This window comes from Erythrobacter litoralis (assembly GCF_029760855.1).
In the GTDB taxonomy this organism is placed as follows: Bacteria; Pseudomonadota; Alphaproteobacteria; order Sphingomonadales; family Sphingomonadaceae; genus Qipengyuania; species Qipengyuania litoralis_A.
The window spans coordinates 313,146-325,855 of the sequence record NZ_SOSI01000001.1 but is presented as its reverse complement, the minus strand read 5'-3'; the positions used below and the strand labels follow the sequence as shown (position 1 = coordinate 325,855).

The following is a 12,710-nucleotide window of genomic DNA, read 5'->3' as shown; positions in this document are numbered from 1 at the left end:
CGGTAAAACACGAACAGGGATCCGTTCATGAAATTCTACGCACTCGCCGCTGCCAGCGTTCTGCCGGCCTTGTTTGCCGCACCGGCATTCGCACAGAGCCAGGCCGATCCCGGCGTGACATCCGAAGTACCGGACAACACGGTATATGATGGCGACTTCATCAGCGTCGGCATCGGTGCCGCCTACGGGCCGAGCTATACCGGGTCCGACGATTACACCGCCTTCGTCCTGCCTATCGTGCAGGCATCGTACAAGGGTATCGACTTCAACCCGCGCCCCGGCGGGATCGCCGTCGATCTTGTACCCGATGCCGACGAGGGTCCGAACCTTTCCGCCGGTCCTTTCGCACGCATCCGGCGCGACCGCGTAAATCTCGACGGGATCAACGACCGGGTCGTTGAGGCTTATGGCGAACTCGACATGGCGATTGAGGTTGGCGGCACGGTCGGCGTGGGTTTCCCCGCCGTTCTCAATCCTTACGATTCCCTGAGCGCGAACGTCGACATCGGCTGGGATGTGAACGGTGCGCATGGCGGGATGGTGATCGCGCCGAACATCACCTATTTCACGCCGCTGAGCCGCGGCATGGCCGCCTCGCTTTCGGTCAACACGAGCTATGTCGACGACGACTATTCCGAGTATTACTATTCGGTGCCGGAAACCAACACCCTTCTGCCCGACGAGGACGTGCTGCCGGGCTATCGGGCAGATGGCGGGTTCGACCGGGCGGGGGTAAATCTCCTCATCGCCTACGATCTCAATGGCGACCTGACCGACGGCGGTTTCTCTATCGTCGGTCTGGGCGGCTATTCGCGGCTGTTCGGCGATGCGAAGAACACGCCGTTCACCCGTATCCGCGGCGATGCCGACCAGTTCCTGATTGCGGCGGGCATCGGCTACACTTTCTGACGCGGCGCGGCGGCGGTTATTCCGCCGCCACCGCCTGTTCCGCCATTTCCGCAAGTTCGCGCAAGGCGGCCATGTGCTTCGCGAAGCCGTTTCTGCCGTCGCGCGTGAAGCTCGCCCAAGTGCGTTGGCGGCCTTCGCTCTTGGCTTTCTTCAGCTTCACATAACCGGCGTCCGACAGGGCGGAGAGGTGTTTCGACAGGACAGAATCGCTCACTTCGATGATATCGCGAAGGGTGGCGAACTCCACCTCGTCGACCCGAGCCAGCATGGCCGCAATCTGCAGGCGTGCCGGATGATGGTAAGCGGGGTCGATCTGCGGAACATTGCTCATTGGACGCCGCCTTGCCGCAATTCGGCGCGATAGAGCTTTTCCCACCAGATACTCGCGAGCGTGCACCCGACAAAGACGGTTCCTACGACCGGCAAGACGTAAGGGGTCCATTGGTTGGGTCCGCCGGTCAGAACGAGAGCGACAAGTCCGCTCAATACGATGGCTAGAGCAAGCCACGTTGCCGGAAGGGCGGCTCGCGAAGAATACCCGCTGACAAACATCCCGTACCGGCGGCGGTCGTCTGCAACGATCCACCAAAGACCGCCAAGCGCAATGACAATACAGGCTGCCATCGCCGCCAATGGCACGCCCCACGCCAGCAGCAGGAGGGCTTCGAGCGCGCCGAACGCCGCATGTCGCCACAAGGGCCAACGCGCCCGACGTTCTAGTGCGCGGTCGGTTTCCCGAACGCTGTCGAGCGCTTTCATAGCATCGTTCTGATCCATGACGATTCCTTTCTTTCCAACATGGAAAGTTATGGCAATCACTTTCCGCTTTTGCAAGTGATAATATTCCATGTTGGAAAGTGATTGGAATTGCTGTGTGTCGCGGCTTGCCCGGGGACGCTTAAGCGTTCATCGTCCATGCAAAACAGGAGGACAGATCATGCGCACCCCCACACGCTTGCTCGCGGCTGCCGCCGTGCTTTTCGCTGCGCCCGTATCCGCACAGACCTATGCCATACAGGCCGACAGCGTTGTTGCCGATGCGTCGGGCGAGGCAAGTGGTCCGGCCACCGTCACAGTGACCGATGGCCGTATCGTATCCATCGTGGACGGCTTCCAGACCGCGCCGGAGGGCGGCGAAACGATCCGCCTCGAAGGGCAGACCCTCGTCCCCGGCCTGATCGACCTCCACGTCCACCTCACCGGCGATCCGGGCGGCGATTTCTGGCGCGAGGCGGTGGAGCCCGCCGAATGGGGCGTCGTCGTCGGCGCAAAGAATGCCGAGGCCACGGTACGTGCCGGTTTCACCACCGTGCGCGAGGCGGGCAGCGCGCAGCAGACCGCCTTTGCCCTTCGGCGCGGCACCGAAGAAGGCTTGATCACCGGACCGCGCATCGTAGCCGCCGGACCGCCGCTCGCGATCATCGGCGGGCATGGCGACGTCACCGGCTTCCTGCCCGAGATCAACGAAATCCTCTCCAGCGGCTACAGCTGCACCGGCCCGGTCGAATGCGCGGCCAAGGTGCGCCGTGCCAGCCAGAACGGCGCCAACGTCATCAAGATCACCGCGACCGGCGGCGTGCTGAGTCAGCAGGGTCGCGGGCTGGAGGCGCACTTCACCGATACCGAGATGAAGAGCATCGCCGATACCGCGCACTCGCTCGGCCTCAAGGTCATGGCCCATGCGCATGGCGCGCGCGGGATCGAGGCGGCGAGCCGGGCGGGCATCGATACGATCGAGCACGGCACCTATCTCGACGAGGCGGCAGCGCGCGAGATGGTGAAGAACGGCACCGTCCTCATTCCCACGCTGATGGCGTTCCAGGGCGTGACCGAGCGGCTGGGGCAGGGCATCTATACCCCCGTGGTGGAAGACAAGATCCGCGCCGTCGCCGAGACCGCGAAGACCTTCATGGGCAAGGCGATGGATTGGGGTGTGCCGATCGCTTTCGGCACCGATGCCGGCGTGTTTGAGCATGGCCGCAATGCCGGCGAGTTCGCGCTGATGAAATCGCAGGGTATGAGCGACCGCGATGCTCTGGCCTCGGCCACCACGCGCGCGGCCGAAGTGCTGGAAATGGAGAACGAGATCGGCCGCATCGCGTCCGGCTATTCGGCGGACATGATCGCCGTTTCCGGCAATCCGCTGCGGGATGTTACCGTGCTCGAGAATGTCGACTGGGTGATGGTGCGCGGCCGCATCGTCGAATGAAGTTTGGAAATCGGAGAGAGACTATGAGTATCGCCCGCACCGTCCTGCTGAGCGCTAGCGCGCTGTCACTAGCTGCCTGTGCCACGACCAGCGAAGGGGTCGAACAAGCCCCCCTGCGCGATGCTCCGGTGAATATGTCCGCAGCTGCACAAACGGCCCGCGTGGTCGCGGAAGCAGCGGAAGCATCGGATCAGCACGATCGTCTCTTCGCTCTCTTCGCACGGTCCGACGCCGCCTATCTCGATCGCAATCCCACCGCCGCCTTCTATCGCGGCGATTTCAGCGATGCGGACCGGCTCGGCGAGTTCACCACCGCCGCCTTGCTGCGCGAGCGGCAGGCCGCGGAACAGAACCTCGCGGCGCTCGGCACCATCGATCGCGCCGCGCTCTCGGAGGAAGACCGCATCTATTACGACGTCTTCCGTTACGGGCAGGAGCGCACGCTGGCCGAAACGTCGCCGGAAATCCTCGCATTCGAGGCCGGGCTTGCGGTCGATCACTTTCGCGGGCTGCATATCAGCTATCCGCGCCTGTCGGCTCCGGGCGGGTTGATGCCGTTCGCGACGGTTCAGGATTACGAGAACAACCTCTCGCGGCACGGCGATTTCGTGCGTGCGATGGATGCCGCGATCGCGCGGATGCGGTTGGGCGCCGCGAACGGCATCACCGAACCGCGCCTGACCGTGGAACTGATGATCCAGCAGCTTGCGACCCAGCTTGCCCTGCCGGAAGAGCGCAATCCCTATTACGCGCCGCTGCGGGCGTTTCCCGACGGTTTCTCGGCTGCCGAAAAGGAGCGGTTGACGGCCCGGTATCGCGAAGTCGTCGGCGGGCAGCTCATGCCGGCGCTTGAAGAGTTCCGCACCTTCCTCACCGGCGAGTACCTGCCCAAGGCCCGCCCGACCGGGGGCGTCGACGGGATGGCGGATGGTGGGGACTATTACCGGTTCCGGATCGAGGAAATGACCACGCTGCCGCTGACGGCGGACGAGGTTCACGCGCTTGGCCTGTCGGAAGTCGCGCGGATCAATCGCGAACTGGCGCAGGCGCGCGCCGAGGCCGGAGACCGCGAGCCGACCTATTATCGCAGCAAGGACGAACTGACTGCCGCGTGGTATGCGCTGGCGGAGCGGGTCGATCCCAAGCTCGACGCGCTGTTTTCGGATTTCCCCGAGACTCAACTCGAGATCAAGCCGTACGAGGAATATCGCGAGGCGTTCAATCTCGCCGCGTCCTATATGTCGGGTAAGCCCGGCGCACGGCCCGGCACGTTCTATTTCAGCGGCTACAACCCGACCGAGCGCGATCTTTCGCCATCGATCGCGCTCTACATGCACGAAGGCAATCCGGGGCATCACTTCGAAACGATGCTGGCGATCGAGAACGAGGATATTCCCGCCTTCATGCGCTATGGCGGGTTCACCGCCTATTCCGAGGGCTGGGGGCTCTATGCCGAAAGCCTGGGTTACGAGTTGGGCTTGTACGACGATCCGCTCGACCGGATCGGGGCGCTGGCGGGCGGCGAGTTGCTGCGCGCGGTGCGGCTGGTGGTCGATACCGGGATGCACGCCAAGGGCTGGAGCCGCGAGCGGGCGATCGAATACATGGTCGAGAACGGCCAGCCGCGCGATTTCGCGGAGAGCGAGACGGCCCGCTATCTGGTAATGCCGGCGCAGGCGCTGGCGTACAAGATCGGCGAACTGAAGATCAAGGAACTACGCGCAAAGGCCGCCGCAGCGCTCGGCGACGATTTCGATGTGCGCGATTTTCATGCGCAAGTTCTGGGCAGCGGCGACATACCGCTACCGGTGCTGGAAGCGAAGATCGATCGCTGGATTGCGGCGGGCGGGGGCTGACTTCGGCCGTTCCGGCGTCTTGCAAGCGCGTTTACCACACTGTTGCTCCGCAGTCCCACCGGGGGACAGAAATGAAACGAAGCGGGAACTTTTAGACCGTTTGTGCGATTACTCGTGCAGGAATTGAGGGAAACGGTTCAAAGGAGGTAACGCAATGTCAAGTCTGTCATTTCGCAGCAGCCGGCCGGACCGATGGTCCAGCCCGAAGCCCTATAGCGACGCAAGCCTGCGCATGAAGCATCACGGCAAGATCCTGCCGATGGAACAGCCCGGCTTCTTCGCGCGGCTTCTCGGCACACGCTGAAATAACTCACTAGCGAAAAAATGGGGCCGGGAGAACGATCCTCCCGGCCCCTTTTCGTATGCACCATGCTACCGGAGGGATCAGTATTCCTCCGGCTCCTCCGGCGTATCGGCGGTGTGGGTCTTGCCCGCGGTCTTGTCGCCGCGCGCCAGCTTGAACACCACGCCGGAGAGCAGGGCCAAGGCCAGCAGGTTCGGCAGGGCCATTGCAGCGTTGGAGATGTCGCCCAGCCGCCAGACGAGCTGCGAAGGCTGCGTCGCGCCGATATAGATGCCGATGCACCAGATCACGCGCCAGATGATGTGCAGCACCTTCTCGCCCCCACGGCTGGAGCCGGGAATGCGGTCGTAGATGAAGGTGATCGCCCGCTCGCCGTAATAGCTCCAGGTAAGGAGCGTGGTGAACACGAACAGGATCAGCGCAATGCTGGCGATCAGCGTCCCGATCGGAATGCTCGCGATCTCGAACGGGAAAGCCGCCGCAAACGCGCCGCTGGTGGTGACGAAGCCGCTCAGCTCGGTCGTGCCGAGATCGGATTGCCAGACATGGCGCACCGCCTCGCCCTGATAGGTGAAGTCGCCCTCCACCGTCAGGATGACCAGCGCCGTCATCGTACAGATCACCAGCGTATCGATGAACGTGCCGAGCATCGCCATGCGGCCCTGCTGTTCGGGATCGTTGGTCTGCGCCACGGCATGGGCGATCGGGGTGGAGCCTTGGCCGCTCTCGTTGGAGAACAGGCCGCGCGCCACGCCCGCCCTCAGCGCGATGATGATCGCCGCCCCGGCAAAGCCGCCCACCGCGCTCTGCGGATTGAACGCGCCGTAGAAAATGCGGCCGAACGTTTCGGGCAGGTCCGCGAAGTTCAGCACCAGCGCGACGAAGGCCATCACGATATAGGTCGCCGCCATGAACGGCACGACCTTTTCCGCTACGTTGCCGATCGACTTGATGCCCCCGATGATGACGATGAACACCGCGATAGCGACCACGAGCCCGCCGAACCAGCGCTCCCACCCGAACAGTTCGTTTAGACCGCTCGCGACTTCGTTCGCCTGGATCGAATTGCCGGTGACCAGCGCGGAGAACAGCGTGCCGAGGCAGAACAGGATGGCGAGCCAGGTCCATTTCGGCCCGAGGCCCATCATGATGTAGCTCATCGGGCCGCCGCGATAGACGCCGTCGCTGGTCTTCTCGCGGAACCGGATGGCGAGGCTGCCTTCCGCGAAGCCCAATGCCATGCCGAAGATCGCCGTCACCCACATCCAGAACACCGCGCCCGGCCCGCCCAGCGCAATGGCCGTGGCGACCCCGGCGAGGTTACCGGTGCCGACCTGGCCGGAAAGCGCGGTCGAGAGGGCGGCGAAGGGCGAAATTTCGCCCGCGCCCGCACCCTTGCGGCCCTTGAACAGGCCGGCAAACGCGCTGCCGAGCTTGACGATGGGATAGAACCGCAGGCCGATCATGATCCAAAGGCCAATGCCCAGCAGCACCAGCGTCATGGGCGGGAAGGGCAGCACCTCCTGCCCGTTCCATGTGCCGACCCAGATGAAATCGGATATATTGGTTACGCGATCGATCAGCGTCGGCGACGCTGCCGTGTCTGGTAGTGCCATGGAACCCCTCGAATTTTCGTCCCGGTTATCGCGCCGCACGCTAGGGGCGTAATCGCGGCTTGCAAAGGGCGCGCGTGCGAAAGTTCCCCCGCTTGCCTTTTCGGCCCCACCGGCCTACATGCGCTGCCGTCTTCCGACATCGGAGCATCATAAAGCCCCTCCCGATCTTGCATCGGGGCGGCGATGATCCCATCCCGGAAGAAACGAGACGATATTCGAGCGAGAGCAAGTCCACGATGGCCGAGAAGACGAACAAGACCAGCCCCGCGGAATTCATCCGTCAGGTCCAGGCCGAAGGCCGCAAGGTCGTGTGGCCTAGCCGCGAGGAAACGATCCGCACGGCGATCTTCGTGTTCATCATGATGACCATCCTCTCGCTGTTCTTCCTCGGGGTGGATTCGCTGTTCAGCACGTTCGTCGGCTGGCTGCTGACCATCGCCTGAGCCGTAGGCTTTCACCGAACCGCACACATTTCGACAGGGTAAGACGTTAGACACATGGCACGCTGGTACATCATCCACGCCTATTCCGGTTTCGAGAACAAGGTCCGCGATTCCATCCTGAGCGAGGCGGAACGGCTCGGCCTGTCCGAAGGGGTGGAGGAAGTCGAAGTCCCGACCGAAACGGTGACCGAGATCAAGCGCGGCAAGAAGGTGCAGACGGAACGCAAGTTCATGCCCGGCTACGTGCTGGCCAAGCTGAACATGACCGACGATATCTATCACCTCGTCAAGAACACCCCGAAGGTGACCGGCTTCCTCGGCAACAACAACAAGCCGCAGGCGATTTCGGAAAAAGAGGCCGCGCGCTATTTCGGCGGCGTGGAAGAAGCGAAATCCGCGCCAAAGCAGCAGGTCGACGTCGATTACGAAATCGGCGATCAGGTCAAGGTGCTGGACGGCCCCTTCGCCAGCTTCAACGGTCTGGTGGAAGAGCTCGATTTCGACAAGCAGAAGGTCAAGGTCTCCGTCTCGATCTTCGGTCGCGCGACGCCGGTGGAACTGGACTTCGAACAGGTCGAACTCAGCAAGTAAGGCGCGCCGCTGCGGCGGGCGGTTGCCAATTCGAACCCCTCGCGCCGTGACCGGCGGCGAGGGGTTTTTCGTTTATTCCGCGTTCTTTGAAAGCGGCGGCAAAGCCATGCGAATTTCCTACCGCGCTCGTGCTCTTTAAGCAGTGTCTCCATGACCTGCCCAAACCGAACCTGTTCCTTTTACCCCTTAGACCCCGCTCCATGTGTTCCATCCGATAGGAACCGTCCTGCGCGTACCCCAACTTCCGTCCAACAGCCTTGCAAATCGGCGGCAAACCGCTATGTGCGCCGCTTCCCAAGCAAGAGCATCGGGATTCGTGCGGAAGGCCAGCCTTTGACCGGTTGGCCGCTCGACCGCTTATCATGACCCGCCTTGCCCATACCGGGCGCGCGGGAACAGTGTGAAAGGAGGCCCTCGTGGCCAAGAAAATCGAAGGCTATATCAAGCTGCAGGTGCCTGCCGGCACCGCCAACCCCTCACCCCCGATCGGCCCGGCACTGGGTCAGCGCGGCGTGAACATCATGGAATTCTGCAAGGCGTTCAATGCCGCCACGCAGGATCTCGAAAAGAGCGCACCGATCCCGACGGTCATCACCGTCTATGCCGATCGCTCGTTCACCTTCGTCACCAAGACGCCGCCGGCTTCGTACTACCTGAAGAAGGCTGCCAAGCTGAAGTCGGGCTCGAAGGAGCCGGGCAAGGTTTCGGCCGGGACCATCAAGGCCAGCCAGGTGAAGGAAATCGCGGAGGCCAAGATGGCCGACCTGAACGCGAACGATGTCGATCAGGCCATGAAAATCATTGCCGGGTCCGCCCGTTCGATGGGCCTTGAAGTGGTGGAGGGCTGAACCGATGGCCAAGCAGACGAAAACGCAGCAGACCCGCGCGAAGCTCGATAACGAGAAGCTTTACACGGTGGACGAAGCGCTCGCCACATTGCGCGAGCACAAAGCGAAGTTCGACGAGACGGTCGAGGTCGCGATGAACCTCGGCGTCGATCCGCGCCATGCCGATCAGCAGGTGCGCGGCATGGTCTCGCTGCCTTCGGGCACGGGCAAGGACGTGAAGGTCGCCGTGTTCGCTCGTGGCGACAATGCCGAGAAGGCGACTGCCGCCGGTGCCGACAAGGTCGGTGCGGAAGATCTCATGGAAGACATGCAGAACGGCAATCTCGATTACGATCGCATCATCGCGACGCCCGACATGATGGGCGTGGTCGGCCGGCTGGGCAAGCTGCTCGGTCCCAAGGGCCTTATGCCGAACCCCAAGCTCGGCACGGTAACCCCGAACGTCGAACAGGCGGTGAAGGATGCCAAGGCCGGCCAGGTGGAATTCCGTGTGGAAAAGCAGGGCATTATTCACTCGGGCCTCGGCAAGCTTTCGTTCGACGATGCGGCGATCAAGGCGAACTTCAAGGCGCTGACCGATGCGGTGGTGAAGGCCAAGCCCGCCGGCGCGAAGGGCAAGTATGTCCGCAAGGTCACGCTGACGAGCTCGATGGGTCCGGGCCTCAAGCTCGACCTCGCCGAGGTCGAAGGCGCATAAGCCTCGCATTCATGGTAATCATGGAAGGGCCGGTGAGCGATCGCCGGCCCTTTTTGCGTCATGGGTGCGGAAAGATGCGGTGCGCCGGGCGTTGTAGGATCGAGCTCAACAAATATTAAGACCCGTCATCGAGGATCGTCATGGATAATCTGGTACCCATTCTCTACTTCGTCGCCCCGATGCTGCTGTTCGCGGCCATCATCTGGGCTTGGGCCCGCAATCGCAACTCGAGCGCCGCCACGGATCGAAAGGCGGAAGAGGGTGCCCGAAACTTGCGCGAGGATATCGAGCAGGACCGCCACGGCAATATGGACCTCTAAGCGGCGGGGTTGCTCCTGAGCTGGCGGGAGTAGAACCAGCCGATCGCGATCAGGCTGGCCCCGAGCGCCACGAAGCTGGCGATGCGGACGAGACCTTCGAGCCCGGCGGTGTCGAACAGGAACACCTTGATCACAGTCACCAGGATCAGCGCGAGCGACCCGAGCCGCCAGCTCCGTTCGCCCCGCCGGCTCCCCAGCGAGAGGAACGCGACCGCGAGGACAATTCCGAGGAGCGAGCGTAGCAGGTCTTCGGTCTGGCCGAGCGGCGCGTTAATCAGGATCGAGCCGGCGAATGCCTGCCGTAACAAGGTAAGCGCTCCGAACGTGACGAGCGCCATGACCGCCGCATCGAACACACCGCGTGGCGCGCTGACCCAGCGTTTGAGCGACAGGACCGCGCCGATCGCCACTGTGTAGGCGGCAAGCGCGAGGTTCGCCAATGGCACTGGACCCACGGCCTGCCGCGTCCAGAGCGGATTGTGCATTAGCCCGGTATAGACGAGGAAATGCGCAAGCGCCGCCCCGGCAAAGACCGCCGCCAGCGTGTTTGAAGGCGTCAAACGCCCGGCACCCCTCGCGGACAACCAAGCGACGGCAAGCAGCAGTCCTTCCCAGACCGTACGCTCTGCCAACCCGAGGCTGACGAACTGCGTGACGGTATCGATGCCGAACACCTGCCGATACAGCGTGTGAACGATAACCAGCGCCGGCAAGACGGCGAGAGCCCCGCGTGGTGCGGCCTTTGAACCGATGGAAAGCCGCCCGAACACAGGAAGCGCAAAGCAGGCCAGGACCGGGAGCACGCGCAATGCGAGCATCTGCAGGCTCGGCAATTCCCCGACACGCACATACGCGCCACCCAGTGTTTCTATATTGGGGCCGAACCACAGGAGGATAGGCCAGACCGACCACCCAGCCGCGATGGCGGCGAAGGTCAGGCCGGCGGCAGGACGCGAGCGCAGGGCGAACCCTGCCGCAAGGGCGGACAGCGCAGCCATCCAAGCGAGCGATAACGGCGAGGCAATCTGCGCCAGCGTGCCGTAGATGAGCACCGCCGCCACGCATTCGGCGAGAAGCGAAATTGTCCTGTCGGGTAGCTTCCACGCCAACGCCGAGAGGAGCGCCGTCGGTGACAACCAACGCAGGACGGCGCGGAGCCTATCAGCGTCCGATACCTCTCCGTACAGCCGCCCGGCCTCGCCGGTGAAGTCCGGCGTCGCCATGAGGCTTGCGAGCACGACGGCACCCGCACCCGACGCCAGTATGACGGCGGCGTCCGTCCTCGTCCGCATTGCAATAGCCAGCAGTGCGCCAGCGACCGCGCTTGCTGCGATGGGCGCGCTCCAGCTTGGCGTCACAAGAAGGAGAGCGGCGAAGGCTAGGCTTGCTACGATGGCGCAAAGAAGAGCCGTGTCCCGGCCGAAATCGGCGCGGCGGAGCCAGGTTCCCACAGCCGGAAGGGCGGCCAGCGTCGTCAAGGCAAACGCCAGCATCGGCATCGCGGCATCGTCGAAATCGCAGAACTTGCCGAGCAGGACCGCGCTGAGGGCAAGCGGTACTGCGCCCACCTGCAACAGATCGACACGCCGCGAGACCCCGCGCCAAAGCGCGGCGAGCGGAACCCCTGCGAAGAGGACAGCGATTGCGGCGGCGATGGCGGCGAAGAAACGTGGATCGTATCCGTGCCATGCCGCCAGAAGAAGGATCGCGACGGTCGCTGCGACGACATTCGCCCCGCGTAATTCGAGCCGCCGCCAGGCGAAAAAGGCAAGCGCTGCCCCAAGCAACAGGTAAAGCCCCCATGCGAGCGGTGCGAAGCCCGCCTGCTCCACCATCAGCGCAAGCTGCACGCTGGCGACCAGTGCCGAGCCGAGCCGTACGGGCCGCTCGAAAGCGGCTCCGCCGACCAGCGCGGGTACGACGGAGCCGAGCACCAGCAGGTACAATCCGAAGGCGAGGATTTCGCTCGCGCCCCAATCGTTGGACAAGAGAAGCAAGCCGCCCCAGCCAAGTCCGCCGACGAGAGCGGCGATACCGAGCCATGATCGGCCCTGCCGCCGACCCGTATAGGCAAGGCCTGCCGTCACGAGGCCGAGATAGAGCGAAAGCAGCGGCAAGTTCGCTTCTTCGCCACCGACCAGCAACGGAGCGGCGAAGCCGCCTACCAGCCCGAGGATCGCGCTCGGGAGGCCGAAGCGGAAGGATAGACCGATGGCCGCTGCCGTAACGAGGGCAAGTCCCAGAAAGGCGACCGTCTGCCCGATCAGCCCGTATTGCGTTCCGGCCAGATAGAAGGCGGCGTAGAGCGTCGCGAGGCCGGCCCCGGCGAGCGCCTGACGTACGCGTTCATCCTGCACGCGGGCTTCGAAGCGGTAAGCCAGTTCGGCGGCGGCGAGGAGCAGCACGCCAAACAGGAAGGCGAAGAACACCCGAACGATCGGGGTCAGCAATCCCTGATCTATCGAATAGCGGACCAGCAGCACGCCGGCGACCGCGAGCGTTATGCCACCGAGCCAGATGGCGAGCTTGCGGAACAGGTCTTCGGGATCGAAGGCACGTCGGGAAGCGACCTCTTCTTCGTTATCCTCCGGTAGATCCGAATTGGACTCCGAAACGCTGCCAAATCGATATGTGACCGGTTCGGCCACTCGCGTTTCTTCTAGCCCTTCATTTGCGCGAGTGGCTTCCTCGACCACGGGTTCGGGTTCCGGCGCCGGCGCAAGGTCCGTCTGCCGTACGAACTCCTGCGCGTCGGCGCTTCGGTATGCATAGGCACGGGGGGCCGCTTCCAGCTCGTCTATCCGGGCTTCGGCTTTTTTCAGCCGATCATGAAAGGCGTAGGATACCGCCCCCAGCAATATGATCAGCAGCCATTCCATTCGAACCCCCTCCGAACGAACCTGGCCTTACGGCATCG

Annotated in this window: 13 protein-coding genes; 9 read left to right on the top strand and 4 right to left on the bottom strand. The window is 63.4% G+C overall.

The features are described 5' to 3' along the window. Nucleotides 1-27: 27 nt before the first annotated feature. A complete protein-coding gene (locus tag E3U23_RS01480; RefSeq protein WP_279349405.1) occupies nt 28-909 on the top strand; it encodes a MipA/OmpV family protein in 882 nt (293 codons plus the stop codon). Nucleotides 910-925: 16 nt separating this feature from the next. On the opposite strand, the gene E3U23_RS01475 is transcribed toward E3U23_RS01480, so the two are convergent. Further along, a complete protein-coding gene (locus E3U23_RS01475; RefSeq protein ID WP_279349404.1) occupies nt 926-1,240 on the bottom strand; it encodes a winged helix-turn-helix domain-containing protein in 315 nt (104 codons plus the stop codon). Next, on the bottom strand, nt 1,237-1,686 hold the full coding sequence (locus E3U23_RS01470; protein ID WP_279349403.1) for a hypothetical protein: 450 nt from the start codon (nt 1,684-1,686) through the stop codon (nt 1,237-1,239). Before E3U23_RS01470 ends, E3U23_RS01475 begins: the two co-directional genes overlap by 4 nt. 160 nt (nt 1,687-1,846) lie before the next feature. On the opposite strand from E3U23_RS01470, the gene E3U23_RS01465 reads away from it, so the two are divergent. The 3 genes from E3U23_RS01465 (at nt 1,847) to E3U23_RS01455 (ending at nt 5,278) form a co-directional block, all read left to right on the top strand. Next, nucleotides 1,847-3,118 carry a metal-dependent hydrolase family protein gene (locus E3U23_RS01465; RefSeq protein WP_279349402.1) on the top strand — a complete coding sequence of 424 codons (1,272 nt, stop codon included), beginning with the start codon at nt 1,847-1,849 and terminating at the stop codon, nt 3,116-3,118. A gap of 23 nt (nt 3,119-3,141) precedes the next feature. Beyond that, a complete protein-coding gene (locus E3U23_RS01460) occupies nt 3,142-4,974 on the top strand; it encodes a DUF885 domain-containing protein (RefSeq protein ID WP_279349401.1) in 1,833 nt (610 codons plus the stop codon). Between the two features lie 154 nt (nt 4,975-5,128). Further along, entirely contained in the window at nt 5,129-5,278 is a 150-nt protein-coding gene (locus tag E3U23_RS01455) for a hypothetical protein (protein ID WP_279349400.1), read from the top strand. Between the two features lie 80 nt (nt 5,279-5,358). Here E3U23_RS01455 and E3U23_RS01450 read toward each other — a convergent pair whose 3' ends face one another. Beyond that, nucleotides 5,359-6,894 (bottom strand): alanine/glycine:cation symporter family protein, encoded by a 1,536-nt coding sequence (locus E3U23_RS01450; RefSeq protein WP_279349399.1) that lies wholly within the window; start codon nt 6,892-6,894, stop codon nt 5,359-5,361. Between the two features lie 236 nt (nt 6,895-7,130). Here E3U23_RS01450 and secE point away from each other — a divergent pair, with 236 nt between their 5' ends. From secE to E3U23_RS01425, 5 genes are all read left to right on the top strand, one after another. Then, nucleotides 7,131-7,337, top strand: a complete 207-nt coding sequence (secE, locus tag E3U23_RS01445) for a preprotein translocase subunit SecE (RefSeq protein WP_279349398.1) — start codon at nt 7,131-7,133, stop codon at nt 7,335-7,337. Between the two features lie 54 nt (nt 7,338-7,391). After that, nucleotides 7,392-7,928 carry a transcription termination/antitermination protein NusG gene (gene nusG / locus E3U23_RS01440; protein WP_279349396.1) on the top strand — a complete coding sequence of 179 codons (537 nt, stop codon included), beginning with the start codon at nt 7,392-7,394 and terminating at the stop codon, nt 7,926-7,928. 416 nt (nt 7,929-8,344) lie between these two features. After that, nucleotides 8,345-8,776 (top strand): 50S ribosomal protein L11, encoded by a 432-nt coding sequence (gene rplK / locus E3U23_RS01435; RefSeq protein ID WP_279349395.1) that lies wholly within the window; start codon nt 8,345-8,347, stop codon nt 8,774-8,776. A 4-nt stretch (nt 8,777-8,780) separates the two neighbouring features. After that, complete coding sequence (gene rplA, locus E3U23_RS01430) at nt 8,781-9,473, top strand: 50S ribosomal protein L1 (protein WP_279349394.1); 693 nt, start codon at nt 8,781-8,783, stop codon at nt 9,471-9,473. 140 nt (nt 9,474-9,613) lie between these two features. After that, nucleotides 9,614-9,793: a hypothetical protein gene (locus E3U23_RS01425; protein ID WP_279349393.1), complete on the top strand. Its 180-nt coding sequence runs from the start codon at nt 9,614-9,616 to the stop codon at nt 9,791-9,793. On the opposite strand, the gene E3U23_RS01420 is transcribed toward E3U23_RS01425, so the two are convergent. Continuing rightward, a complete protein-coding gene (locus E3U23_RS01420) occupies nt 9,790-12,672 on the bottom strand; it encodes a DUF2339 domain-containing protein (RefSeq protein ID WP_279349392.1) in 2,883 nt (960 codons plus the stop codon). The genes E3U23_RS01425 and E3U23_RS01420 overlap by 4 nt on opposite strands. Between the last annotated feature and the right edge of the window lie 38 nt (nt 12,673-12,710).

Excerpts from the sequence above, each read along its gene's own strand:
- secE (WP_279349398.1), top strand. The coding sequence starts at position 7,131 with ATGGCCGAGAAGACGAACAAGACCAGCCCCGCGGAATTCATCCGTCAG.
- E3U23_RS01420 (WP_279349392.1), bottom strand. The coding sequence starts at position 12,672 with ATGGAATGGCTGCTGATCATATTGCTGGGGGCGGTATCCTACGCCTTT.
- E3U23_RS01460 (WP_279349401.1), top strand. The coding sequence starts at position 3,142 with ATGAGTATCGCCCGCACCGTCCTGCTGAGCGCTAGCGCGCTGTCACTA.
- E3U23_RS01470 (WP_279349403.1), bottom strand. The coding sequence starts at position 1,686 with ATGGATCAGAACGATGCTATGAAAGCGCTCGACAGCGTTCGGGAAACC.
- nusG (WP_279349396.1), top strand. The coding sequence starts at position 7,392 with ATGGCACGCTGGTACATCATCCACGCCTATTCCGGTTTCGAGAACAAG.
- E3U23_RS01425 (WP_279349393.1), top strand. The coding sequence starts at position 9,614 with ATGGATAATCTGGTACCCATTCTCTACTTCGTCGCCCCGATGCTGCTG.
- E3U23_RS01475 (WP_279349404.1), bottom strand. The coding sequence starts at position 1,240 with ATGAGCAATGTTCCGCAGATCGACCCCGCTTACCATCATCCGGCACGC.
- rplA (WP_279349394.1), top strand. The coding sequence starts at position 8,781 with ATGGCCAAGCAGACGAAAACGCAGCAGACCCGCGCGAAGCTCGATAAC.
- E3U23_RS01480 (WP_279349405.1), top strand. The coding sequence starts at position 28 with ATGAAATTCTACGCACTCGCCGCTGCCAGCGTTCTGCCGGCCTTGTTT.
- E3U23_RS01465 (WP_279349402.1), top strand. The coding sequence starts at position 1,847 with ATGCGCACCCCCACACGCTTGCTCGCGGCTGCCGCCGTGCTTTTCGCT.
- E3U23_RS01450 (WP_279349399.1), bottom strand. The coding sequence starts at position 6,894 with ATGGCACTACCAGACACGGCAGCGTCGCCGACGCTGATCGATCGCGTA.
- E3U23_RS01455 (WP_279349400.1), top strand. The coding sequence starts at position 5,129 with ATGTCAAGTCTGTCATTTCGCAGCAGCCGGCCGGACCGATGGTCCAGC.